Origin of the sequence: Actinomycetospora flava (assembly GCF_037400335.1) — a bacterium.
GTDB lineage: Bacteria > Actinomycetota > Actinomycetes > Mycobacteriales > Pseudonocardiaceae > Actinomycetospora > Actinomycetospora flava.
The window spans coordinates 638,440-661,076 of sequence record NZ_JBBEGM010000001.1 but is presented as its reverse complement, the minus strand read 5'-3'; the positions used below and the strand labels follow the sequence as shown (position 1 = coordinate 661,076).

The 22,637-nt window shown below is 70.5% G+C and carries 24 protein-coding genes and 1 pseudogene; 12 read left to right on the top strand and 13 right to left on the bottom strand.

What is annotated here, in order from left to right; translation table 11 throughout:
- Positions 1-3 precede the first annotated feature (3 nt).
- Positions 4-1,347 (bottom strand): cryptochrome/photolyase family protein, encoded by a 1,344-nt coding sequence (locus tag WCD58_RS03245; protein ID WP_337699424.1) that lies wholly within the window; start codon positions 1,345-1,347, stop codon positions 4-6.
- Between the two features lie 15 nt (positions 1,348-1,362).
- Positions 1,363-2,235 carry an NmrA family NAD(P)-binding protein gene (locus tag WCD58_RS03240; RefSeq protein ID WP_337699421.1) on the bottom strand — a complete coding sequence of 291 codons (873 nt, stop codon included), beginning with the start codon at positions 2,233-2,235 and terminating at the stop codon, positions 1,363-1,365.
- A gap of 120 nt (positions 2,236-2,355) precedes the next feature.
- Here WCD58_RS03240 and WCD58_RS03235 point away from each other — a divergent pair, with 120 nt between their 5' ends.
- The 3 genes and pseudogenes from WCD58_RS03235 (at position 2,356) to WCD58_RS03230 (ending at position 3,976) form a co-directional block, all read left to right on the top strand.
- Positions 2,356-3,360 carry an AraC family transcriptional regulator gene (locus WCD58_RS03235; protein WP_337699419.1) on the top strand — a complete coding sequence of 335 codons (1,005 nt, stop codon included), beginning with the start codon at positions 2,356-2,358 and terminating at the stop codon, positions 3,358-3,360.
- Between the two features lie 171 nt (positions 3,361-3,531).
- A pseudogene (locus WCD58_RS33585) lies at positions 3,532-3,771 on the top strand (hypothetical protein); the annotation flags it as partial.
- Positions 3,772-3,829: 58 nt separating this feature from the next.
- Positions 3,830-3,976, top strand: coding sequence for a hypothetical protein (locus WCD58_RS03230; RefSeq protein ID WP_337699417.1), 147 nt, complete (start codon positions 3,830-3,832; stop codon positions 3,974-3,976).
- Here WCD58_RS03230 and WCD58_RS03225 read toward each other — a convergent pair.
- On the bottom strand, positions 3,973-4,182 hold the full coding sequence (locus WCD58_RS03225; RefSeq protein ID WP_337699415.1) for a hypothetical protein: 210 nt from the start codon (positions 4,180-4,182) through the stop codon (positions 3,973-3,975). The genes WCD58_RS03230 and WCD58_RS03225 overlap by 4 nt on opposite strands.
- 82 nt (positions 4,183-4,264) lie before the next feature.
- Positions 4,265-6,823, bottom strand: a complete 2,559-nt coding sequence (locus WCD58_RS03220) for a DEAD/DEAH box helicase (RefSeq protein ID WP_337699413.1) — start codon at positions 6,821-6,823, stop codon at positions 4,265-4,267.
- A 110-nt stretch (positions 6,824-6,933) separates the two neighbouring features.
- Between WCD58_RS03220 and WCD58_RS03215 the strand changes: the two genes are divergently transcribed.
- The gene (locus tag WCD58_RS03215; RefSeq protein ID WP_337699411.1) at positions 6,934-7,572 is read left to right on the top strand and encodes a TetR family transcriptional regulator; all 639 of its coding nucleotides are present in this window, start codon (positions 6,934-6,936) and stop codon (positions 7,570-7,572) included.
- Here WCD58_RS03215 and WCD58_RS03210 read toward each other — a convergent pair.
- The gene (locus WCD58_RS03210; RefSeq protein WP_337699409.1) at positions 7,569-8,411 is read right to left on the bottom strand and encodes an alpha/beta fold hydrolase; all 843 of its coding nucleotides are present in this window, start codon (positions 8,409-8,411) and stop codon (positions 7,569-7,571) included. The two genes, WCD58_RS03215 and WCD58_RS03210, sit on opposite strands and share 4 nt — an antisense overlap.
- 92 nt (positions 8,412-8,503) lie before the next feature.
- On the opposite strand from WCD58_RS03210, the gene WCD58_RS03205 reads away from it, so the two are divergent.
- Positions 8,504-8,890 (top strand): hypothetical protein, encoded by a 387-nt coding sequence (locus WCD58_RS03205; RefSeq protein WP_337699407.1) that lies wholly within the window; start codon positions 8,504-8,506, stop codon positions 8,888-8,890.
- On the opposite strand, the gene WCD58_RS03200 is transcribed toward WCD58_RS03205, so the two are convergent.
- Positions 8,869-9,099 carry a DUF8847 domain-containing protein gene (locus WCD58_RS03200; protein ID WP_337699406.1) on the bottom strand — a complete coding sequence of 77 codons (231 nt, stop codon included), beginning with the start codon at positions 9,097-9,099 and terminating at the stop codon, positions 8,869-8,871. The genes WCD58_RS03205 and WCD58_RS03200 overlap by 22 nt on opposite strands.
- A 148-nt stretch (positions 9,100-9,247) precedes the next feature.
- Here WCD58_RS03200 and WCD58_RS03195 point away from each other — a divergent pair, with 148 nt between their 5' ends.
- From WCD58_RS03195 to WCD58_RS03180, 4 genes are read left to right on the top strand one after another with little or no spacing between them, the layout of a single operon-like run.
- The gene (locus WCD58_RS03195; protein ID WP_337699404.1) at positions 9,248-9,853 is read left to right on the top strand and encodes a class I SAM-dependent methyltransferase; all 606 of its coding nucleotides are present in this window, start codon (positions 9,248-9,250) and stop codon (positions 9,851-9,853) included.
- Between the two features lie 59 nt (positions 9,854-9,912).
- Positions 9,913-10,887 (top strand): NADPH:quinone oxidoreductase family protein, encoded by a 975-nt coding sequence (locus WCD58_RS03190; protein WP_337699402.1) that lies wholly within the window; start codon positions 9,913-9,915, stop codon positions 10,885-10,887.
- Complete coding sequence (locus WCD58_RS03185; RefSeq protein WP_337699401.1) at positions 10,887-11,690, top strand: alpha/beta fold hydrolase; 804 nt, start codon at positions 10,887-10,889, stop codon at positions 11,688-11,690. The genes WCD58_RS03190 and WCD58_RS03185 overlap by 1 nt, the downstream gene beginning before the upstream one ends.
- Before the next feature lie 7 nt (positions 11,691-11,697).
- The gene (locus tag WCD58_RS03180) at positions 11,698-12,375 is read left to right on the top strand and encodes an AAA family ATPase (protein WP_337699399.1); all 678 of its coding nucleotides are present in this window, start codon (positions 11,698-11,700) and stop codon (positions 12,373-12,375) included.
- Between the two features lie 4 nt (positions 12,376-12,379).
- On the opposite strand, the gene WCD58_RS03175 is transcribed toward WCD58_RS03180, so the two are convergent.
- The 4 genes from WCD58_RS03175 to WCD58_RS03160 form a co-directional block, all read right to left on the bottom strand.
- Positions 12,380-13,144: an IclR family transcriptional regulator domain-containing protein gene (locus tag WCD58_RS03175; protein ID WP_337699397.1), complete on the bottom strand. Its 765-nt coding sequence runs from the start codon at positions 13,142-13,144 to the stop codon at positions 12,380-12,382.
- A gap of 91 nt (positions 13,145-13,235) precedes the next feature.
- Complete coding sequence (locus WCD58_RS03170) at positions 13,236-13,367, bottom strand: hypothetical protein (RefSeq protein WP_337699395.1); 132 nt, start codon at positions 13,365-13,367, stop codon at positions 13,236-13,238.
- 26 nt (positions 13,368-13,393) lie between these two features.
- A complete protein-coding gene (locus tag WCD58_RS03165; RefSeq protein ID WP_337699393.1) occupies positions 13,394-13,768 on the bottom strand; it encodes a YybH family protein in 375 nt (124 codons plus the stop codon).
- Between the two features lie 746 nt (positions 13,769-14,514).
- Positions 14,515-14,862, bottom strand: coding sequence for an SLOG family protein (locus WCD58_RS03160; protein ID WP_337699392.1), 348 nt, complete (start codon positions 14,860-14,862; stop codon positions 14,515-14,517).
- Between the two features lie 708 nt (positions 14,863-15,570).
- On the opposite strand from WCD58_RS03160, the gene WCD58_RS03155 reads away from it, so the two are divergent.
- Both WCD58_RS03155 and WCD58_RS03150 read left to right on the top strand, forming a co-directional pair.
- Positions 15,571-16,740, top strand: coding sequence for a rep family protein (locus WCD58_RS03155; protein ID WP_337699390.1), 1,170 nt, complete (start codon positions 15,571-15,573; stop codon positions 16,738-16,740).
- 1,085 nt (positions 16,741-17,825) lie between these two features.
- A complete protein-coding gene (locus WCD58_RS03150; protein WP_337699388.1) occupies positions 17,826-18,986 on the top strand; it encodes a hypothetical protein in 1,161 nt (386 codons plus the stop codon).
- Between the two features lie 7 nt (positions 18,987-18,993).
- On the opposite strand, the gene WCD58_RS03145 is transcribed toward WCD58_RS03150, so the two are convergent.
- Together WCD58_RS03145 and WCD58_RS03140 are read right to left on the bottom strand one after the other, a co-directional pair.
- Complete coding sequence (locus tag WCD58_RS03145) at positions 18,994-19,839, bottom strand: hypothetical protein (RefSeq protein WP_337699386.1); 846 nt, start codon at positions 19,837-19,839, stop codon at positions 18,994-18,996.
- 586 nt (positions 19,840-20,425) lie between these two features.
- The gene (locus tag WCD58_RS03140) at positions 20,426-21,898 is read right to left on the bottom strand and encodes an NsdA family TPR-like regulatory protein (protein ID WP_337699384.1); all 1,473 of its coding nucleotides are present in this window, start codon (positions 21,896-21,898) and stop codon (positions 20,426-20,428) included.
- Between the two features lie 103 nt (positions 21,899-22,001).
- Between WCD58_RS03140 and WCD58_RS03135 the strand changes: the two genes are divergently transcribed.
- Positions 22,002-22,214, top strand: coding sequence for a hypothetical protein (locus tag WCD58_RS03135; protein ID WP_337699382.1), 213 nt, complete (start codon positions 22,002-22,004; stop codon positions 22,212-22,214).
- A gap of 16 nt (positions 22,215-22,230) precedes the next feature.
- Here the strand turns inward: WCD58_RS03135 and WCD58_RS33860 are convergent, their stop codons facing one another.
- Positions 22,231-22,437, bottom strand: a complete 207-nt coding sequence (locus WCD58_RS33860) for a helix-turn-helix domain-containing protein (protein ID WP_337699380.1) — start codon at positions 22,435-22,437, stop codon at positions 22,231-22,233.
- Between the last annotated feature and the right edge of the window lie 200 nt (positions 22,438-22,637).

Genomic DNA, 22,637 nt, shown 5'->3' with positions numbered 1-22,637 from the left:
GGGTCACGCGCCCCGGGCCGACCGGAACGCGGAGCCGGCCTGCTCGAGGTCGACGATCGGCGCGGGGTAGTCGAGATTCCCGCCGTGCTTCCACGGTTCGTGGATGCGGGTGCCCTCGAGCTCGGCCAGCTCCGGCACCCAGTGGCGCACGAAGTCGCCGTCGGGGTCGTAGCGCTTGGCCTGCGTGATCGGGTTGAGCACGCGGTTCGGGCGCGTGTCCGTGCCGGTGCCCGCCACCCACTGCCAGTTCATCTGGTTGTTGGCGACGTCGCCGTCGACGAGGTGGCCGAGGAAGTGGCGCGCGCCGAGGCGCCAGTCGAGGTAGAGCGACTTGGTGAGGAAGCTCCCGGTGATCAGCCGCAGGCGGTTGTGCATCCAGCCCTCGTGGTGCAGCTGGCGCATGCCGGCATCGACGATCGGCACCCCGGTGCGCGCCTCCGCCCACGCGGCGAACTCCTCGTCGTCCCGGCGCCACCGGTCTCCCCGGTCGCGGTAGTCCTGCGTCGACGCCCGGGGCACGGCGGCGAGGGTCTGGTGGTGGAAGTCCCGCCACGCGAGCTGGCGGACGAACTGCGCGGCCGCCTCGGAGTCGGTCCCGGCCCGCCGGGCGAGCTCGGTGGGGGAGAGGCAGCCGAAGTGGAGGTACGGCGACAGGCGCGAGGTCCCGTCGCGGGCGGGCAGGTCCTGGCCCTGGCCGTACTCGTCGATGCGGTCGAGCCAGTCGTCGACCCGCGCGCGGGCGGCCTTCTCGCCGCCGGGCAGCAGGCCGTGGGCGGTGTCGCCGTCGGCGAGGTCCGTCGCCGCCGGCAGCGCGCCGGCCTTCACGCCCTTCGGCAGGCGGAGCCCGCGCGGCGGGTCGAGCGGCGCGCGGGTCTCCACCCCGGCCCACTTCCGATGGTACGGCGTGAAGATCTTGAAGTGGTCGCCGCTCGTCGGCGTCACCGTCCCGGGCGCGACGACGGTGACGACGGCGTCGTGCACGACGAGCTCGCGGCCGTCCTCGCCGAGACCCTTCTCGAGCGCCTCGCGCCGCCGCCCCGCGTACGCGCTCACGTCGCCCGCGACGTGCACCGCCGTCGCGTCGACCTCGCCGGCGACCGTCCGGACCTCCTCCACCACGTCGCCCCACCGCACGACCAGCCGCGCCCCGGCGTTGCGCAGGCCCGCGTCGAGGTCGGCGAGCGAGTCGGCGAGGAAGCGGGCCCGGTTCGGCACCCGGAAGCCCTCGACCTCGTCGTCGACCACGAAGAGCGGCACCACGTCGCCGTCCCCCTGCTCGGCGGCGGCGTGCAGGACGGGCTGGTCGTGGACCCGCAGGTCACGGGTGAACAGGCAGACGGTGGGCACCTCGCTGCGTTCCCGTCAGGCCGACGCGGTACTCACGAGCGTCCGGGCCCACTGCTCGAGGGTCGTGGGGGTCGTGGTCGCCGGCGTGCGCCCGGCGTGGCTGCGGACGACGCCGCGGTTGAACGCCGCGTTCATGGCGAGCTGCTCGGCGACGAGGTCGGCGGGGAGTCCGGCCTCGACGAGCACCCCGCGCATGACGTCGTCCGGCGCGCGCTCGTAGCGCAGCGGGGTCCCGAGCACCCCGCCGAGCCGGGCGACGGCGTCGGGCATCGTCACGTCCTCGGCGCCCAGCACCTCCCGGACCCCGGAGGCGGTCGGGTCGAGCAGCGCGGCGGCCGCGGCGTCGCCGACGTCGGCGGTGGCCACCATCGGCAGCACGACGTCGGGGTCGACGGTGTCGTGGTGCACGCCCGTCGCCTGCATCGCGGCGAGCGAGGGCAGGAACGACTCGAAGAACAGGCCGGGGCGCAGGAACGTCACCTGCGCGTCGAGCGCGCGGAGGCGCCGCTCCTGCTCGTGGAGGGTCTCGAGGAAACCGGTGCCGCGCTCGACGTCGGCGCCGAGCGAGCTCAGCGCGACCACCCGCGGGACCCGCGCGGCGGCGAGCGCCGCCGCGATCGCCCCGCCGACCTGCTCCTGCTGTGCCCGGTAGCCGCCCGCGGCGAGGTCGAGGGGCATGAGGACGTAGGCCGCGTCGGCGCCGTGCATCGCCTCGGTGAGGAACGCGGCGTCGGTGATGTCGCCGACGACGGGCTCGGCACCGTGCCCGGCGGCGTCGGCGAGCCGGGCGGCGTCGCGCCCCACGGCCCGCACCGGCACCCCGGCCTCGCGCAGCCGCCGGACGACCCGGCCGCCGGTGTTCCCGCTCGCTCCCAGGACAGTGATCATGATGGCTCCTCGGTGTGGCTCGATCTGCTGCGTCCGAGCCTGCTGCCGTGCGGCCGGACGAACCATCACCGCGACACCGAGTGTCTTGCTCGATCGTCCACCGTGCTGGAGGCTCGGTGCGTGACCGTCGTCCAGCCACCCTGGACGCCGACCGACGCGGTCGGCGAGGCCCTGCACGTCCTGCGCATGAACGGGACGTTCTACTGCTCGTCCGACCTGCGGGCGCCGTTCGCCCTGAGGCTGCCCCGGACGCCGAGCTGCCTGTGGTTCCACGTCGTGACGTCGGGGTCGGCGACGATCCGGGTCGGCGGTGACTCCAGCGACCCCGGGGACCCCGACGACGAGGTGACGCTGTCGCCGTCGGACGTGGTGCTCCTCCCACGGGGCGAGGGCCACGAGCTGCGCTCGACCGACCCGGCGCCCCGCTCACCTGCGCCGAACGTCCTGACGCTGCCGCACACCTGGTACGGCGACCGCTACGCGACGATCACCTACGGCGGCGACGGGCCGGCCACGACCATGATCTGCGGCGCCGTCCGCCTCGAGCACCCGATGGCCGAGCGGCTCGTGGAGCTGATGCCCGACGTCGTCCACGTCCCGGTCTCGCCGCTCACCGCGCGCCTGCACGACACCCTGCGGCTGATCGCGCTCGAGGTGGAGGAGACCCGTCCCGGCGGCGAGGCCGTGATCACCCGCCTCGCCGACGTGCTCGTCGTGCAGATGCTGCGCGCGTGGCTGTCCCACGACCCGGCGGCGCGCTCGGGCTGGCTTGGGGCGCTCGCCGACCCCGACATCGGCCGCGCCCTCGCCCTCGTCCACGCCGACCCGGCCCGCGACTGGACGGTCGCCGGCCTCGCCCGCGAGCTCGCCCTGTCCCGCTCGACCTTCGCCGCGCGGTTCACCGCGCTCGTCGGGGAGCCGGTCATGGCCTACGTGACGCGCTGGCGGATGCTCGTCGCCCACGACCGCCTGCGCGCGGGCGACACGACGGTCGCCGCCGTCGCCGCCGCGATGGGCTACCGCTCCGAGGCGGCGTTCAGCCGGGCGTTCCGCCGCGTCGTCGGGACCCCGCCCGGCTCCGTCCGCGCCCGCCCGCGCGTGGACGAGCTGCTGCTCGGGGCCTGACCGGTCGATCGCGGCCCGTGTCCCGAGGACACGGGTGGACGGGTCGCGATCCGCGACCCCGCGGGGCCGGGCGCGACCGGCGGCGTCGGCTCCGACCCGTGTCCTCAGAACACGGGTCGGCTTCCCCCGTTCCGCCCCCGCGGCGGTCACCGCTCGGCGACGCTGTTCACCGTGGACCGCGCCGGCAGGCACCAGCAGGAGGACGACGCGACGGACGAGCTCCTCGGTCTGTTGCTGGACAACCTGGGGCCGGCGCTTCAGTGGTATCGCGAGGAGGTCGCCCGTCGCGTCGGCCTCTCGCCGACCGAGTTGCTGTGCCTCGACCTCTGTCGCCGGCGCGGGCCGATCTCGAGCGGGCGGATCGGTGAGCAGCTCGGCCCGACGCGCAGCGCGGTGGCCAAGCTCCTCCGGCGGCTCGAGGCGGGCGGCGGTCGCCGATCACCGGGTCCGCGACCGCCGGCACTCCCTCGTGGCCGATGTCGTCGTCCGGCTGGGCGACGCCTGCTTCGCGCAGGCCCGGGCGCTGGCCGAGGCGACCGTCCGGCGCCGCATCCTCGCCGAGCGGCGGCGGGCCCGTCGTGAGGCCGGCCTCGACCGGCCGTGGTGGGGTCGCTAGGCCCGGCGCCGTGCGCGGTAGGGCAGCGCGAACAGGTAGAGCCCGGTGATCAGCAGCAGGGCGAGGGGGAACAGCGGCGTGTAGACGATCCACACCGACGCCGCGCTGCCGACGGCGAGGGCGATCGTGGTCGCCACGACCGTCACCACGAACAGCATGCTGATCCAGCGGTGGGTCTGCCGCACCACGCGGTTCGCACTAGCCATGGGTCCACTCCTTCGTCGAGCGATCTGGTGACCGCTGACGCTAGGGCGGGGCGGACGGACGGGCTTCTCGATTCCTGATCGCTCAGGTCGGCGACATCGGCCCGGCGCCCGTCACGTGGACGACCGCGGCGCCGAGCTCGTCGGAGGCGTCGAGGTCGACGTCGGCGGTGATGGACCAGTCGTGGTCGCCCTCGGGGTCGTCGAGGACCTGGCGGACGTGCCAGGTCCGCCCGTCCACGGTGACGCGGTAGAACGCGGGGCCGCGGGCGTCGGGGCCCGCGCCGAGCTCGTCGTACTCGGCGAAGTAGCCCTCGATCGCCTCGGTCCAGAACGCGGCGTCCGGGCCGTGCTCGGAGAGGTCGGCGAGCTCGGCGGGGGAGCGGCGGGCGAACAGCTCGACGCGACGGAACATTTCGTTGCGCACGAGCACCCGGAACGCCCGCTCGTTGCGCGTGACCGGCGGTGGGCCCTGGTCGACGGGGCGGGCGTCGTCGCCGGCGGCGTCGAGCTCGGTCGGATTCGCCAGGTTCTCCCACTCGTCGAGCAGCGACGAGTCGGTCTGGCGGACGAGCTCGCCGAGCCAGGCGATGAGGTCGTCGAGGTCCTCGGTGCGCGCCGCCTCGGGGATCGTCTGACGCAGGGTGCGGAAGGCGTCGGTGAGGTAGCGCAGGACGAGGCCCTCGGAGCGCGCGATCTTGTAGTACGAGACGTACTCGGTGAACGTCATCGCGCGCTCGTAGAGGTCGCGGACCACCGACTTCGGCGACAGCTCGTGGTCGGCGACCCACGGGTGCCCGGAGCGGTAGGACTCGTAGGCGCCCCCGAGCAGCTCGGCCATCGGCTTGGGCCAGGTGACGTCCTCGAGGAGCTCCATGCGCTCCTCGTACTCGATGCCCTCGGCCTTCATCGCCTGCACGGCCTCGCCCCGCGCCTGGTTCTCCTGGGCGCGCAGGATCTGCTTCGGGTCGTCGAGGGTCGACTCGACCACCGAGACCATGTCGAGCGCGTAGGTCGGCGACTCCTTGTCCAGGAGGTCGAACGCCGCCAGCGCGAACGGCGAGAGCGGCTGGTTGAGGGCGAAGTCGACCTGGAGGTCGTCGACGAGTCGCACGTCGGGGCACCTCTGGTCCGGGTCGAGCTCCGCTTCGCTGCGTCTCCCATCGGGCGTCTCGACGCGCTCGACGACGTCGGCGTCGATCAGCCCGCGGTAGAGCGCGATCGCGCGCAGGATCAGGCGGCGCTGGACCGGGCGGTCGGCGTGGTTGTCCTCGAGGAGGTGGCGCATCGCGGCGAAGAACGGCTGCTGGCGCTGCGCGACCTGCAGGAGCATGGCCGTCGACACCCGGAACTGGCTGGTCAGCGCCTCGGGCTGGGCCTCGATGAGCCGCTCGAGGGTCTTCTCCGACCACGACACGAAACCCTCGGGCGGCTTCACCCGCACGACCCGCCGCTGCTTCTTGACGTCGTCGCCGGCCTTCGCGAGGCGCTTGGCGTTCTCGACCTCGTGCTCCGGGGCCTGGGCGACGACGTAGCCCGCGACGTCGTGCCCGGCGCGCCCGGCGCGGCCCGCGACCTGGTGGAACTCGCGGGCGCGCAGGTGGCGCACGCGCTGGCCGTCGAACTTCGTCAGCGCGGTGAACAGCACGGTGCGGATGGGGACGTTGATGCCGACGCCGAGGGTGTCGGTGCCGCAGATGAGCTTGAGCAGCCCCGCCTGCGCGAGGGTCTCCACGAGCCGGCGGTACTTGGGCAGCATCCCGGCGTGGTGCACGCCGATGCCGTGGCGCACCAGCCGCGAGAGCGTCCTGCCGAACCCCGCGGTGAAGCGGAACGAGCCGATGAGCTCGGCGATCTGCTCCTTCTCGGCCTTCGTCGACACGTTGAGGCTCATCAGCGCCTGCGCCTGCTCGATCGCCGCGGCCTGCGTGGTGTGGACGATGTAGACCGGCGCCTGCTGCCCGGAGAGCAGCTCGGTGATCGTCTCGTGCAGGGGCGTCGTGGCGTAGCGGAACGAGAGCGGGACCGGGCGCTCGGTGTGCGCGACCACCGCGGTCTCGCGGCCGGTGCGCCGGGTGAGGTCGCCCTGGAAGAACGTGACGTCACCGAGGGTCGCCGACATCAGCAGGAACTGGGCCTGCGGCAGCTCGAGCAGCGGCACCTGCCACGCCCAGCCGCGCTCGGTGTCGGCGTAGTAGTGGAACTCGTCCATGACGACCTGGCCGACCTCGGCCTCGCGCCCCTCGCGCAGCGCCCAGTTGGCCAGCACCTCGGCGGTGCAGCAGATGACCGGCGCCTCGGGGTTCACGGCGGCGTCGCCCGTGAGCATGCCAACGTTGGCGTAGCCGAGCTGGGCGCCGAGCGCGAAGAACTTCTCCGAGACCAGCGCCTTGATCGGCGCGGTGTACACCGAGCGCTCGCCCCGCGACATCGCCGTCACGTGCGCGCCGAGCGCGACCAGCGACTTCCCCGAGCCCGTCGGCGTCGACAGGATCACGTTCGATCCCGACACGAGCTCGATGAGCGCCTCGGACTGCGCGGGGTAGAGGTCGAGGCCGCGCTCGGCGGCCCACTCCGCGAAGCCCTCGTAGATCTCGTCCGGGTCCGCGCCGGATGCGGGCAGGAGCGCGGTCGAGGTGGTCACGGCTCCATTGTCCGGGATCGCACCCCCTCCCCGAGGAGGCCCGCGGGTTACGATGCGTCACTACACGCGCCTGCCGTCGTTGGGCCGGTCGGTGGCAGGAAGGATGACGTGTGACCCAGGGTGACGAGGCGACGTGCACGACGCGCGCGCCGCTCGGCCGGCGGGCCGCGACCAAGGCACGGACCCGCGGGGCCCTGCTGGCCGCCGCGCGCCGGGTCTTCGCCGAGCGCGGGTACGGGCCGGCCTCCGTGGAGGAGATCGCCCGCACGGCCGGGGTCTCGGTCGGCTCGGTGTACGTGCACTTCGCGAGCAAGGAAGCGCTGTTCACCGCGCTGCTCGAGGCCCAGACCTCGGCGGACGTCTCGGCGATGAGCGCGGTCGTCCACGACGACCCCGACGAGACCTTCGCGGCACTCGACCGGCTCGTCACCGACGTCGCCGACTCCCGCGAGGAGGCGCTGCTCGACGCCGAGATGTGGCTCTACGCGGTCCGGCACCCGGAGTTCGCCGACCGTCTCGCCGAGCACGAGGTCCGGATGGCCCGCTTCGCGAACGACCGGCTCTCGCACGACTGGGACGCGATGGACCCCGCCGTGCGCTCCGCGGTCCGCGACGACGAGTTCGTCATCGCGGCCGCCGCGCTCTTCCACGGCCTCATCCGCCTGCGCCGCGTGCTGGGCGAGGACGCCGTGCCCCCCGATCTGTACAGCCGCGTCCTGCGCCTGATCCTGCACCTGCCGGCGTCCTAGCCGTCAGGCCACCGACCCGGGGAGCACCGCGCGCAGTGCCGGCAGGAAGGCGGCCGGGTCGTCGGCGAAGCCGATGTGGTCGCCGGGGAAGAGCGTCGGGTCGATGCCCAGCGCGGCCGCCAGCGCCCGCGAGGTGCGGTCGCACAGCTGTCCGGCCGAGTCCTCGCCGATGCCGACGACGAGGCGCGGGCGCCCGGCGCGCAGCAGCGCGACATCGGGCGGAAGTGCGTCGTCGGGCGCAGGAGGTGCGCGTTCTGGTAGTCGCCGTCGGCCTTCGCCGCCGCATCCGGCGCGGACGCGAACACCATCCGGAACACCTCCTCGGGCATCGCGATGTCCGCGTTCTCCAGGAACGCCCGCCACGAGCCGACGTGGTCGCCGGCGAACCAGCGCTCGATCACCACGTCCTCGCCGGCGTGGCGCTCCTCGCGGTCGGGCAGCAGCTCGACCAGCGGCGGCTCGTGGGCCACGACGGTGTCGACGAGCCCGGGGTGCTCCTGCGCGACGGCGAGCGCGGTGACGGCGCCGCCGCTGGACCCGAACAGCGTCACGGGGCCGGCGGGGTCGCTCTGCCGGATCAGCCGGGCGACGTCGTGGGCGCGGGTCGACAGCGTCGGGCTCGCCTCCGGGTCGTCGACCGGGCTGCGGCCGATGCCGCGGACGTCGGTGGTGAGCACGGTGTGGTCCGCGGCGAGCAGGTCGGCGAGGCCGGCGAAGGCGTCGGCGCCCATCGGCGTCCCGAGCAGGACGACCAGGGGGCCGGTGCCGCGGACCTCGTGGTGCAGGCGGGCACCGGGGACGGCGAGGGTGTCGATCACGGGCGACGGGGCGGCGGTCACGGGAGCCTCCGGGTGGTCGGGATGTCGGGGGTGTGACGGGTCCGGGGCCCGGGACTCATCGGTCCGGCGAGGATTTCGGGTACGCCCGGCCCGTGTCCAAGAACTCGCGCGACCTGACCTGGATCCCCCGCCTGCTCGGCGTCGCGACCGCCGGTTACAGCGTGGCGATCATCGCCAACCCCTCGCTCTTCGCCCGTCCCACCGGTCTGCAGGCCGACGGGGCGCCGTTGCCCACCGCCACGGCGATCGGGGTGCGCGCGCTCGGCGGCCGCGACCTGGCCTCGGGCGCCGCGATGGCGCTGGCGCCGGCCGGGAAGGCGCTGAGGACCGCGGTCGCGGTGCGCGTCGGCGCCGACGTCGCCGACCTCGCCGTGCTCGGGACGTCGCTGCCCGGCAAGCAGTACCGCGCGAAGGCGGCCGGCGTCGCTGCCGTATGGGGCGCGCTGTGCGGGCTGAGCTACCTCGCCGCCGGCGACTGATCGACCGGGACCTCGGCGGGCCGCAGGTGGTAGACACCGGCGGCCGGGGTGAGCGGGTGCAGGTCGTAGACGTGCACGACCTTGGGGCCGTCGTGGAGGTGGGTGTGGGTGACGACCGGGAGCGGGGCGCCGTGACGCGCCTCGCGCACCTCCACGCGCCCGTCGAGCGGGCCGCCCACGTAGAGCAGGACCGCGTCCTCGTCGGTCATGGCGGCCTCCTCGGGGTGCTCGACGGCTGGCGGGTACGCGGATGATGCGTCGGATCCAGCGTAGGGATCAACACCGTCCGGCGCTGCGTCTCTTCGGAGGCAAACGGTGACGAGCAGTGACGGTGCCGGTGACGATCACGGTGACGGCGTGCGTGACTGGACGGCGCCGGGGACGGCGCCGCTGGTCCCGGAGATCACGCTCCTGCTCGCCGACGACATCCACCGCACCTGGTCGGCCCTCGACGAGGAGGCGCCGCCGTTCTGGGCGTTCGCGTGGGTCGGCGGGCAGGCCCTCGCCCGCCACGTCCTCGACCACCCCGAGCTGGTGCGCGGGCGCCGCGTGCTCGACCTCGCGTCCGGGTCGGGGCTGGTCGCGATCGCCGCGGCCCGCGCCGGCGCCACGGCGGTGATCGCCTCCGACACCGACGCGCGCTCGCGCACCGCGATCGGGCTGAACGCCGCGGAGAACGGCGTCGAGGTCGAGGTGGTCGGCGACGTGGTGGAGGCGGACGACCAGATCGACGTCGACGTCGTCCTCGCCGGCGACGTCTTCTACGAGCAGCCGATGGCCCGTCACATGGAACGGTTCTGCGACGAGGCGAGCGCGGCGGGCGTCGACGTCGTCGTCGGCGACCCCGGCCGCGAGTACCTGCCGCGCCGCCGCGTGACGGCCCTGGGCCGCTACGAGGTCACCGGCACCGCCGACCTCGAGGGCGGCGCGACCACCACGACCACGGTCTACCGCTTCACGTGATCCGGGGCCTCCTGTACAACCGTCACGACTGACGGTTCTGGGGGACGAGAGGGGTCGCGGTGCGCGCGGTACAGGTCGTCCGGCTCGACGGGCCGGAGGCGGTCGAGGTCGGCGAGGTCGAGGAGCCGAAGGCCGGGGCCGACCAGGTCCTGATCGACGTGGAGGCGGCCGGTGTCGTCTTCCCCGATCTCCTGCTCACCCGCGGCCAGTACCAGATGCGGCCCGAGCTGCCGTTCCTGCTCGGCAGCGAGGTCGCGGGCACCGTGCGCGAGGCCCCGGACGGCTCGGGCTTCTCGGCGGGCGACCGGGTGGCGGCGCTGCCGGTGCTCGGCGGCTTCGCCACGACGGTCGCGGCGTCCACCGAGACCGTGTTCCCGCTGCCCGACGGGGTGTCGTCCGACATCGGGGCCTGCCTGCCCATGAACTACCTGACCGCGCACTTCGTGCTCGAGACCCGCGCGCACCTCGCGGCGGGCGAGACGGTGCTCGTGCACGGCGCGGCCGGCGGGGTCGGCGTCGCCTGCATCCAGTTCGCCAAGGCCCGCGGCGCGACGGTGATCGCCGTCGTGTCCTCGGAGGCCAAGGGCGAGGTGGCCACGGCCGCGGGCGCCGACCACTGGGTGCCGGTCGACGGCTTCAAGGACGCCGCCAAGGAGCTCACCGGCGGGCGGGGTGTCGACGTCGTCGTCGACCCGGTCGGCGGCGACCGCTTCACCGACTCGCTGCGCAGCCTCGGCGACGACGGCCGCCTCGCGGTGGTCGGCTTCACCGCCGGCGAGATCCCCACCGTCAAGGTCAACCGGCTGCTGCTCAACAACACCTCCGTGGTCGGCGCGGGCTGGGGTGCCTACGCGTCGAAGCGCCCCGGCTTCATGCGCCGCCAGTGGGACGCGATCCGCGACGACGTCGCGAGCGGGAAGCTCGCCCCGCCGATCAGCGCGACCTACCCGCTGTCGCAGGCCGCGGCGGCGATCGCCGAGCTCGCGGAGCGGCGCGTCACGGGCAAGGTCGTCATCCACCCCGGGGAGCAGTAGTGGATCTCGCGCACACCCGCACCGGGAGCGGCGAGCCCGTCCTGCTCCTGCACGGCATCACCCACCGCCGCCAGGGCTGGGACCTCGTCACGCCCCTGATCGCGCAGGAGCGCGAGGTGTGGGCGGTCGACCTGCCCGACCACGGCGAGTCGCCCGACCTCCCACCCGAGTACACCGGCGACATCGCGCCGGTCGTCGACGCCGTCGAGGCGTTCTGCCGCGCCCAGGGGCTCGAGCGCCCGCACGTGGTCGGCAACTCCCTCGGCGGCCTCGTCGCCCTCGAGCTCGCCGCGCGGGGCACCGTGCGCTCGGCGACGGCGCTCTCGCCCGCCGGGTTCTGGTCGACGGCCGAGCGGGTCTACGTCCGCGGCGTGCTGGGTGGGGCGCACGCGCTGCTCGCGCTGATCCCGTCGGCGCGGCTGCGCCGGATGCTCGCCGTGCCGGTGCTGCGCACGGTGCTGCGCACGGTGCTGCTCGGCGTGCTCCTCGCGCACCCGTCGAAGGTCGACGTCGAGCAGATCACCGGCGACCTGCACGGCCTGAGCCACCCGCGCTCGTCGTTCCGCAAGATGCTCACCGCGCTCGACACGTGGACGCCGCCGCAGCCCGGCGGCGTGCCGACCACCGTCGGCTGGGGCGCCCGCGACTTCCTGCTGCCCCGCTGGCAGTCCAAGCGCCTGCGCCGCGCCCTGCCCGGCGCGGCGGTCTACGTGCTGCCCGGCTGCGGGCACGTCCCGATGGGCGACGACCCCCACCTCGTCGCCGACCTCGTCCTCGCGGCCACCCGTCCGCGGTCCGCCTGACCCGACGGTGCCCACGCTCTACCTCGTCCGCGGCCTCCCGGCCTCGGGGAAGTCGACGTGGGCGCGGGCGCTCGTCGCGTCGCGGCGGCCCGGCTCGATCCTGCGGCTCAACCGCGACGACCTGCGCCCCAGCATGGTCGACCCGGCCTACGCGACGCCGGTCGACGCCGTGGAGCGGCGGATCTCCGACGTGGAGGAGCGCATCGCCCGCGGCGCGCTGGGCGACGGGGTGGACATCGTCGTCGACGCCATGAACCTGCGTGCCGGGCCGGCGCGGCGGTGGCTGGCGCTCGCGGAGGAGTGCGGGGCGGGGTGGCACGTGGAGGAGGTGGTCTCCGATCTCGAGGAGTGCGTCCGCCGCGACGCCGCCCGCCCGGAGGTCGAGCGCGTGGGGGAGGAGCGGCTGCGGGACCTGGCGGCCCGGTTCCTCGACCCCGGCACCGGGCGCCTGCCGCCGCTCGCGGCGCCGCCCGTCCCCCCGGAGGACAGGTCGCCGTGCCAGCATGGGTCCGTGGCCCACGAGAACGAGTGGTACTACTGCCTCAAGCACCATCGGGTGGAGCCGTGGGACGGCTGCCGCTCCGCGGACCGTCTCGGCCCGTATCCCGACAAGGAGACCGCCGAGCACGCGCTGGAGATCGCGAAGCAGCGCACCGAGGCGGCGGACAAGTACGACGAGAGCTAGCTGGTCAGCGGTACCAGCGGCGGTGGGCCGTGCGGGCGACGTCGGTGACGTCGGCGACGAGCCGGGCGCGCTCGGCCCGGAAGCGCGCGGCGGGCAGCGAGATCGCGATCGCGGCGCTGACCCGGCCGCCCGGGTCGGCGATCGGGGCGCACACGCAGCCGAAGCCGGGGGCGTACTCCTCCTCGTCGAGCGCGTAGCCGTCGCAGCGCACCCGGGCGAGCTCGGCGTCGAACGCCGCCTTCGTGGCCGGCGTCCAGGCGCGGGTGTCGAGCCGAGCCCGGCGTTCCGGCGCGAACGCCACGAGCACCTTGCTCACGGCGAGCGCGTGCGCCATCGACGGCGGGATGCGTGCGGGGAGCTCGGGGACGAGCCCGAGACCCTGGTGGCCGCGCAGGTCCACGACGTCGAGGTGGTCGTCGTCGGCCCACTCGACGAGGTAGGTCCAGGCGCGGGTGCGGCGGTAGAGCTCGCTGACCGCGTCCGAGAGCACCTCGGGCAGCTCGCGCCGCGGCGCCGGCTGCTCGGGCCCGCCCCACGTCGGGTGGGCCCGCAGCCGGTAGGCCCCGGCGTCGGTGCGCTCGGCGTGCCCGGAGCGCAGCAGCCCCGAGAGCACGGGCAGGAGGTCCGTGCTCGTGCGGCCGAGGTGGCCGCCGAGGGTCGCGAGGTCGACGCCCTCCGGGTGGGCCGCGAGCACGCGCAGCGCACGCAGCGTGCCCGGGGCGACCGCGTGCGCATCGCCCGTCCGGGGCAGCGGGAGCTCGATGGTCACGACACGTGATCTTAGGGACGCGCGTCGACGTCCGGAACGGCTCCGCTCTGAGGAAAGGGTGAAAGTCGCGATCCGGACAGGGCCGCGCCCGTCACTCCGCCTCCAGCACCACGCCGCACCCCGGGCAGCGGGTCGGCGGGTCCTCGTCGGCGAGGCGCCCGCACTCCGGGCAGACGCGGTGCATCCAGCAGGCGGGGTCGCCGCCCTCGTCGGCAGGGTCCACCCGGTCAGCGTGCCTCGGCGGGTCGGTCAGCGCTGTGCGAACGGGTCGTCGAAGGCGAGCAGCCAGGTGCCGTCGGCCTGGCGGCGCAGGAGCACGACGGCCTGGCCCTCCATGCTCGCCGGCCCGTCGTCGTCCTCGCCGGAGAGCGTGTAGTCGGAGTAGACGAGCGCCTCCTGGTCGCGCTCGAAGATCCGCTGGGTGCGCAGGTCGACCTGCGCCTCGCGCAGCGGGAAGCCCGCGATCCAGGCGCGGATGGCGTCCGGGCCGACCAGCGGCGCGCCGCCGGGCTCGGGCACGAAGAGCGCGTCCTTCTCGTAGAGGGCCAGCAGCCCCTCGAGGTCGCCGCCGTTGAACAGGTCCATCCAGACCTGGTCGGCCTGCGCCGGGCTCGTGATCGCCATGGTGTGACCCCCTGGTTCCTCCTGGGTGGTTGAGGTGGGCGTCACACAGGGTCGCAGCGGCTGCCGTGGGAAGCGCCGTAAGTCGCTGAGATGGCGCAGCGACGTCGACGGGCCGGGGTCGACCGGTCCGGCGGAGTCACCGGTCCCGCGTCCACTCGGTCAGCACTGCGTCGGCGAAGGCGGTCGGGCCATGCCCCGCGCAGGAACGGACGCACCACCCGGGCGCCGCGCGCGGTGAGCAGCGGGACGACCTCGTCGTAGGCGTGGACGTCGTACGGGAAGCCGTGCGAGAGCACGACCGGCCAGCCGTCGTCGGGTCCGTCCACGACGTGCGCGACCGCGAGGACCCGGCCGGGACGATGTCCATCAACCGACCCCCGGAACACCGAAAGGCCCTGGCACCGACCTCGCTGCGAGGTCGTGACCAGGGCCTTCGTGGTGGGCGATACTGGGATTGAACCAGTGACCCCTACCGTGTCAATCAGGTCACGAGCCCCGGGGCCCCTGTCACCTGATGTCGTCGCGTGCCGCCTGAGCTGCGGCGTCCTGTCGTCTGATGATGTCGACGGACGGCGGCTGACATCCCTCTCGATGACTTTTCGCTGGCGCTCAGGACCAACCGCGAGCGACGGCCCAGAGGCTGAGCCCCCGTCCCTGACGGCGGAGCACGCGCCACGTTCTGATTGTCCGCATGGCCGGCGAGGCTGCCTCGCGCCGCCCGCCCTGTCCATCGAACGCGTGTGCGATCAGGCATCCCATGCGTACGTCGGGACGCCGGCCACGCGGCTCATGGTCCCCAGGGCGTGCGGGCCGGCCATGTCCCGGAAGGTCATGCAGACATCGGCGCCTGCGTCGATCATCCGCCGGTGCCGGCTCTCGACGACCGTTCCCTGCGGCTGGTCCCAGTCGAACTCCCACCGTTCGACCCGTCCGCCCCAGCGCGCCCAGCAGCGAGCGGCGAGGTCCTCGGCGCCCTCGGGGCATGCGCCGGTGACGAGCACGGCGTCCGGTTCCCACACCAGCGTCAGCGCCGCCATGACCGTCTGCCAGTCGGTCCAGAACTTCGACCCTGCCAGCAGGACTCGCATCGCCATCGTGGCCACCTCCGACGCCCGAGAGATCGGCGGGGCGGCGGTTCGCGCCCCGGGTGGGGTCCGTCCCGGCCTCACCGCGCCTGCGGGCCCTTCGGCCGTCGGAGGCTCGCCAGCAAGGGAGGAAGCCAACGATCTTGAACGGCCCGTCAACCTCGCCTTGCGCCTGTCTCGTCGATTCGCCGGTCAAGATGGTTGGCGGCCCTTGCTGGGGAGGGACGGCCGATCAAGCTCGCGTGCCGCCGCCCCGCCCACCGGCGCAGCCGGTTCCTCTGTACTTCTCGGCCCCGCGGCCCTGAGCCGGCTCGGTCACCGCCGGCCCGGTGCTGCGAGCTCGTCGTCCACCCGACCGCCGGGTTATCCGTCTTCGTCGCCCTCGCCGGTTGGGCTCGTCGCTGCGTCGTCCCTGCCCGGCCCTCGGGTCGGGTGCGCGCCCCGGGTCGGAGACAGGAGGGGAAGCGTGCCCGGCCCGGAAGGGCCGGGCACCGGCGCGTCAGCGCCGGCCCTCACCGCCGGAGGTGCTCGATGACGGCCCCGGCTCTCGGTAATGGGCGAACAGGTCTTCACCGCACCAGGGCCCGCCGTGGCGCCAACGCCAGGCTCACCCCGGACCAGCGGGTTGCTCAAGCTCAACATCGGCGCGCCGGTCGATGGGCTCGGCGCGCTCAGCTTCGCAAGATCACATCCCTGCACCGGGTACGCCAGTGCGGCGTGATGCTCGATCCGGAGCAGGGCGTGACGCTGGCGGTCACGACGAACTCGGACGGGACCCGGACCGCCGGCTATTCGGGGCTGGCCTCGTGCGGCTCGGTCTGGGCCTGCCCGCAATGCGCCGCGAAGATCGCCACCCGTCGTGCCGACGAGCTGTCTCAGGTCATGCGCGCTGTCGACGATGCCAGCGGCTCGGCGTTCCTGCTGACGTTGACCATGAGGCACTCGCGCGGCGACCGTCTGGGGCTGTCGAAGCAGGAGCGCGCCCGGCTGCGTCAGCTCGAGGACAACCTCGCCTCGTACGAGGTCGCGAACGCCAACCGCTGGTCCTTTGATGAGCGCCAGGCCGAAGCCGACGCCATCGAGCACAACACCCTGACCGCCCGGAAGGGCTGCTGGGACGTCCTCTCTGACGCCTGGGCCAAGGTCACCTCAGGTGCCGCATGGAAGGCCGACCAGGAGCTGTTCGGCGGCCTGCTCGGGTGGGCTCGGGTCGTCGAAGTCACCGATGGCGAGAACGGCTGGCACGTCCACATCCACGCCCTCCTCTGCTTCCGCGAGCAGGTCTCCGCGGACATGGTTGCCGCGGGCGTCGGAGCACGGATGTTCGGCCGATGGCGTCGCGCCCTGGAGCGCAAGGGCTTCGACGCCTCCGACGAACACGGGTGGGACTTGCGCCGTGTGCAGCTCGGCGACGGCGACCTTGCCGACTACTTCACCAAAATTGCCCACGAGGTCACTGGGTCCCACCGCAAAGGAGGCCGGCGTGCCGGTGGTCGAACGCCGATGCAGCTTCTCGCCGACGCGGTGGACTCATGCGAGGGGTCGGCTGCGGTGCGGTGGCGCGAGTGGGAGCAGGCGAGCGAGGGTCGCCGTCAGCTCACATGGTCTGTCGGACGGCGTGACCTCCGAGCCTTGGCGGGTCTGGGTGAAGTGGCGCCTGATGATGAGGTCGCCAGAGAAGAGCACGGTGCCGACTCGTACCTCGTTCTGCACAACGAGGCTTGGGCACTCATGACCGGTTCTCGGCTAGCGTGCGATGTCCTGGCGGTCGCCGAGCTCGGAGGGCTTCGCGCTGTCCGACTCTGGTGCCGTGAACAGGGAATACCCCTGCATGAAGATCCGGAGCGAGACAGTATCGTCGACTGGTGCCGACCTCTCCGTATGTAACCAAAGCGGAAGTTGAACGAGCCATATCAGTCGGAGCCCAGATCGGTAGCTCTTCTTCGAGTCCACGACGCTTGGAGGGGGCTTTTGTTCGCGAGGTACTAGCGGCACTCGGGCCCGAGGCGTCGAGCAGTCAGGGGCTCATCGTTGAGAACGTGAGGGTCACAGGAGGTCTTGATCTATCGGACCTAGTTCTACGAACTCCTATCAGCTTCGCCGGCTGCACTTTCGACGGCGAATTCCTAGCGGACAGAAGCACCTTCCATCGCCTGATCCTGGCGGAGTGCGATCTCGAACATCTTTCGATGGAAGAGGTTGAATCAAACCACACGTTGGTTCTATACAACGTCACGGCTAGTATCGGGGGGCTCAACCTGACGGGGTCGCGAATCAGAGGCGACCTCGACATGCGTAAGGTCGTCACCTCTTCGGACGCCAGCGGGATAGGTCTAGCGCGTGCGGTCATTCAGGGCCAGCTCGATCTTCGATCGAGCAGGGTGGCGACGAGTCGAGACGAACCGGCCGTTACTCTTGAACATAGTTCGATTGAAGCGCGAGCCGATCTTTCAGCGATAACCGTTAACAGCTCAAAAGGTCCCGGGCTGTCCGTGCAGTACGCCTCTATCGGTGGGGCACTCGACCTCACAGACGCACGCGTTGTTGTCGACTCCCAGACGGGAGCTATCCAGGCCAACAATATCGATGTCAAGGGCATGTTGACTCTTGACCGCATTTATGTTGAAAACGCGTCTGGTACCGCACTTCGGGCGATTAATGGCCGAGTTGAGTTGGGGCTCAGCGTCGACGGCAAGTCCTATTTTCGTGGGCACGGACCTAGTGGGTCTGTCCGCCTAATCGGTGCGCATATCGGCGGCCAAGCAATATTTCACAGGGCGACGATCACGAACGAGAGAGGCCCAGCTTTCGTTGGGTCTGGCATGAGAGTAGACGGAGGACTATTCCTTCGGTGGACCCATTTCGAGGCGTCCTCACGAGAGCAAGCAGTCGACTTGAAGGGCTTGCGGTGTGAGGCGAACCTGGATATTCGGCGAGTCGCAGTAATTTCGAAGCTTGGCTGCGGAGTAGCCATGGATCAGGCCCAGATCGGAGGGTCGTTAACTGCCCGTCGGTTCGCAGTGACGGCGCGCGGCAGTGCGGGCGCTTTGCGCCTGGTAGGCGCGCGAGTAACGGGCCAGCTCAGCCTAACGACTTGTCGCTTCTCGAATCAAGACGGGCCGAGCGTCGTCGGCGATGGGATAGAAGTGTCCGACGATCTAGCGATTGCTGCTCGCAGCAACTTTGTTGCTGACTACCCTGGCGGTGCATTGAGACTCCTCGGAGCTAAGATTGGAGGTCAGTTTGCGTTCACTGAATCATTCCTGACGAACTTTGGTGGATCGGGGATCAATTGTCAGGGGGCAGAGTTTGCGACTGGAGTAGTCCTTCGGGGCTCCGTTTTGGAAGCTCTAAATGAGACCGTGAGACTGATATCTGCGTCCTCTGGAGGAGACTTCTACGTCTCGCAGAGCACCATTAAGAATCCAAGAGGAAGCAACGGCAAGGCTGTTGTACTTCAGAGCACAACCATCGCCGGAGCTTTGCGAGTAAGGTTTGCTGATCTCGTTGAGCGCAGTCGACCAGCGCGATTCGTCGTTGACTTGGAAGGTACGACCTATGAAGGCCTCTCGACCGAAGATACCACGCTAGAGACGTGGCAGATCGTTCTAAGAAGCCATACGGACCGCTTCTCGGCGCAGCCGTATCAACAATTAGCCAAGATTCTGCGAGAATCCGGTCACCCGGCAGACGCAAAGAAGATTTTCATCCAACAGGAGCGGGATCGCCGGGAAGTCGGCGCCAATATGAATGCCAGAGAATCTCTCTGGCACCGATTCAAGGGAAGCGTGATCGGTTACGGGTATCTACCGCACAAGGCGGTGGTCCCGTTCGTTGCCATTCTAGCAATTACTACCTTCGCGATTGTCGGCGCTAGTCTGATCGATCCCCTAGTTCTGATGCGACCAGTTGGTCAGTCCAAAGTTGCATGCAGCGTCATCGAACAACTGAGCTTTTCGGGCGACATCGCGATACCGCTTGTTGGTGCTGGGTTCCGATTTCAACAATGCTCATTGACAGAAGGTCCGTTGGCGCAGACCCTACTGGTTGCGACCACGTTGCTCCGATTTGCATCATGGGCCCTCGCCACACTCTTCGTGGCCGGCTTCACTGGTTTGATCAAGCGCGACTAGACTTTGGCTAGTCCTTGGGTTGATTATCGTGACGGCGGCGTGCTTCACGGATTACGTCGCTAAGCGTCGGAGTTCCGCCGTCGAAGAGCCTCTCTGGAATCGACGAAATTTGCGCGGGGTGCTGTTCTTCGACGATCTTATTCAGCTGATCCCTGGCTACGTCCAACCGCTTCTTGATTTCTTCGTTCGGCTCGTGGAGATCGCTTGATTCCGCGTCTAGCCACATTTCTAATGTCTCTACTTCTCGCTCCCTTGCCTGTACCTGTTGGCTTATTTTCTGGCTTGCCGCGAGGCTCGCCGCGATGGCTTTGCGCCCGTCCTCACGCCGACGCGGGTCGTCCAGCAAAGATAAGCCGTAGCCGCGCAGGACTATTGCTAAGGCATCGAGCGAAGAGGTAGATCGGGCGCGCCGAATTGCCTTTGCCCAGTACCTTTGCTCTGCGTCGCGATCGCCCCACTCCTTGAGGGCAAGTGCAAGTGTCCTGTACTCGGAAGACGTTATCCAACGATCGGGGAGCGTGGCCAGGATTACTTCTGACTGCTGGATGAGGAGTTCTCGCCGAGCGTTATATACCGCGCCGTCGTGGTGTTGGTCGTATAAGCCCGACTGAGCCATCCTTGAATCCGATGAGCGACGACTCAGGTTGGCTGATTGGACGTCTTGTCGTGCCTGATCCTGTGCTATATCGAGCTGGTTGAGCTCGTCTATTAACTCACTCAGTCTCGCGCGACTAGCGCGCTTCGCCTGTGACCGACGCTCGGCGAATCCGATAAGCGATACGACGACCGCGAAGGCGCTAAGCGCCAGCGTCAGTACGTCTTTGGGCTGCAGTTCTGCCAGCATACTGGACATGTGGGCATCTGCCTGTCCTTAAGGTGGCTTGGTAGCGGCGCGCGCCGTGATGCTTGCCTTGCGCGATGTGACTTTAGGCGATTGGTCTGATGCTGTTAGTCGGAATCACGCTTCGCCCCTTTCGGCCAGACGATAGTAAACGGCACCCCTTGAGTTTCCGCTTGCTGAACCACAGAGGCGGTTCCACTCCCACCCGATCTCTTGCCATCCCAAACAGCGAATAGTCGATCGCACTCTTCAACTAGGAGGTCGTTTGCGGCGGCGTAGGCGTCTTTCCCGACGTCTTCAAATGGCAAGGTACGTACCTTGTTCGCGCTTGCCATGAGTCTGTCGAAGATTGGTGCGTGATCGGGCTTTACCTTCTTCTCTCTATAGTGAGGCGAGGGTAAGACAACTTCTAGGGTGCCCCCGGCCGCTAGGACCTCTTCGGCGAAGATGGAGTCTGCGCCCCGCGCAAGGCAGCTAATGCCGGTTACCGGAGTTCCAGAATCAAGGTCGTCGAGACGCGCTCGTAGCTCGTTGCGGATTAACTCGACACTGTCTGCAGATACGTCCATGTGGCCGGTGACAGCTACTCTCATCACGATCAATCCTTGAAGCTTGGCGTGGCCAATACGGAAGTCATGCGCTCGCGCAGGTTGGCGAGGGCCTGGGCTGGGATGCGCTCGGCCAAACTCTGTAGCTGTCCGAGTTGTACGCGGACTCGGTCGGACGATGTCTGCTCGGTGATGTCGAGAGCCTCGTTGCCGATGCGGGTGGCCTCGTCGAAGTCCCCGCGGATGAGGGAGGCCTCGGCCAGGCCGATCTCGTCGAGGGCAGAGCTACGGAGCCGGCCGGCGCGCCGGGCCTCGATGGCAGCGGTAATGCGTTCGGCTGCCTGGTCGGCGAACTCGGGCTGCTTGTAGGCGACTTCGAGTAGCCGGCCTCCGGTCGTGCCGTGCAGCTCGGCGATGTCGTAGTACTGAATCCAGTGGGGCTCGTCGCCGTGGGCCCCGGTGAGAGTGTCCTCGGCGGCCGCGGTGGCTCGGTCGAAGCCGGTGCGCCGACCCATGGCGGACAGCGCCCACGCCTCGCGGGTGTGGAGCATCGAGACGACCGAGGGCGTCGCGCGGCCGTCTGCTTCCTTCTGGGCGAGCCGGACGAGTTCGAGGGCGTCGCCGGGCTCGCCGAGGTAGAGGAGCTGCCGGGCCATGCCGGCGAGGACGTTGGCGGAGAAGGCCGGGTCGTCGGCGGTGCGGGCTGCATGGAGCGCCATGAGGTAGTACCGCTGAGCCACGGCCTGGTGGCCGGTGTCCCAGGACATCATGGCGGCGGTCTCGGACAGCTCGGCCACGACGCCATGCAGGCGCCGGCCGATATCGGCGGGGTGGTGCTCCTGGAGGAGGTCTGAGACCTCGTTGAGCTGGCCGATGACAGCCTTGCGGCGGAGTCCGCCCCCGTACTGGTCGTCCCAGTTACGGAAGACGCGTGCTGCGTTCTCCAGCTCACCGACCTCCTGGTAGCCGATCGAGGTCGGTGCCGCTGCAACGGCTCGACCGGGGAGCTGCGGGGCTGACAGCCAGCGCTCCAGCCGGTCAAGCAGGGGGCCACCGACGAGCACGGTGGCGAACAAGCGGCCGAGGTCTCGGCGGTTCAACAAGAGGTCCTTCCTGGTCACGTGGCCGATGAGGTCTGCGGCGTGCTCCGGGACGCCCTCCCAGTCCGCATCGTCCCTGGTCTGAGGTGGTGCAACCAGGATGGGCACAGGGCTTTTCGACGTCATTTTGGCCCGTCGGCGGTGCGCTGGGAGAGGTGCCCCCATCGCGGTGAGGATGCGCCGGGTCTGGGCGTGGATGCTCGGTGTGGCGCCGCTCTCCCAGCGCCAGACGTCCTTGGCGGTGGCCTCGACGAGGCGGTCCTTCTTGTATTCGCCGAGGTGGCCGGCGTGATAGGTGAAGTGTTCGAGGAAGGTCGAAACACTCCAGCCCATTGTGATTTCGCGCCATTCCTGCAATCGGTCGCACCATGGCCGGCTGTCCTCGTGGGAGTCGTCGGCAGGCGTCGGCGCGTGAGAGTCCACCGCTCGCGCACCTCCCAACTTGACCGGCTTTTGACGTCAGGATGCCGGATCTAGGCCTGATCTGGTGGCCACTTCGATTGGTCGACTACTCGGCATGTTCGAGGTGATCGCAACCGTGGTCGCGGCGCTCCTGGTCGGCGCCGCCGCGTGGGTGTCTGTGCAGGTCGGGGCGCGGCGTGAACGCCGGCTGATCGAGGCACGCCACCTGCGGGCGCAGTACGCGCTGGAGTTCGAGACGCGGACCGGTCGCTACGCACCCGAGCGCCTGATCCCGCAGCCGCGGACCGCGGAGCGCCCGAGCTGGGAGCGGGTCTGATGAGCGCCGCCACGGTCTACCCGCCGTCGGTCGCGGGCCCGACTCCGAGTTCCGCGAGCTGCGCTCGGAGCTTGTCCAGGTCCCACCGCAGGTGCCCACCTACCGTGCGGCTCGCGGGCGTGACGGAGCCGGCGGCAGCCCAGCGGGCCAGCGTGGTCCGGTCGATGCCCAGAGCGCGCGCCGCCTCACCGGTGCCCACGAGTCGATGCGCCGTGTCCGCCATGCCCTCAGGGTCCCACGTCGTCCGCCTCGTTCGACGCAGCCACGTCGCCTGCGTCTCTTGCATCGTTCGCCTCGTTCAACCTACCCTCGCCTCGTGTGCATCGTTTGCGTCAATCGATGTCCGCAGCCAAGCCACGCGGTCCTCGCGTGGCTCGTGGCCAGCACCCATCCGACGGGCCTGGCCGACCTCACCAAGGAGAT

Excerpts from the sequence above, each read along its gene's own strand:
- WCD58_RS03225 (WP_337699415.1), bottom strand. The coding sequence starts at position 4,182 with ATGGCTAGTGCGAACCGCGTGGTGCGGCAGACCCACCGCTGGATCAGC.
- WCD58_RS03160 (WP_337699392.1), bottom strand. The coding sequence starts at position 14,862 with ATGGCGATGCGAGTCCTGCTGGCAGGGTCGAAGTTCTGGACCGACTGG.
- WCD58_RS03150 (WP_337699388.1), top strand. The coding sequence starts at position 17,826 with ATGGATCAGGCCCAGATCGGAGGGTCGTTAACTGCCCGTCGGTTCGCA.
- WCD58_RS33860 (WP_337699380.1), bottom strand. The coding sequence starts at position 22,437 with ATGGCGGACACGGCGCATCGACTCGTGGGCACCGGTGAGGCGGCGCGC.
- WCD58_RS03165 (WP_337699393.1), bottom strand. The coding sequence starts at position 13,768 with ATGGCGATCACGAGCCCGGCGCAGGCCGACCAGGTCTGGATGGACCTG.
- WCD58_RS03240 (WP_337699421.1), bottom strand. The coding sequence starts at position 2,235 with ATGATCACTGTCCTGGGAGCGAGCGGGAACACCGGCGGCCGGGTCGTC.
- WCD58_RS03200 (WP_337699406.1), bottom strand. The coding sequence starts at position 9,099 with ATGACCGACGAGGACGCGGTCCTGCTCTACGTGGGCGGCCCGCTCGAC.
- WCD58_RS03145 (WP_337699386.1), bottom strand. The coding sequence starts at position 19,839 with ATGTCCAGTATGCTGGCAGAACTGCAGCCCAAAGACGTACTGACGCTG.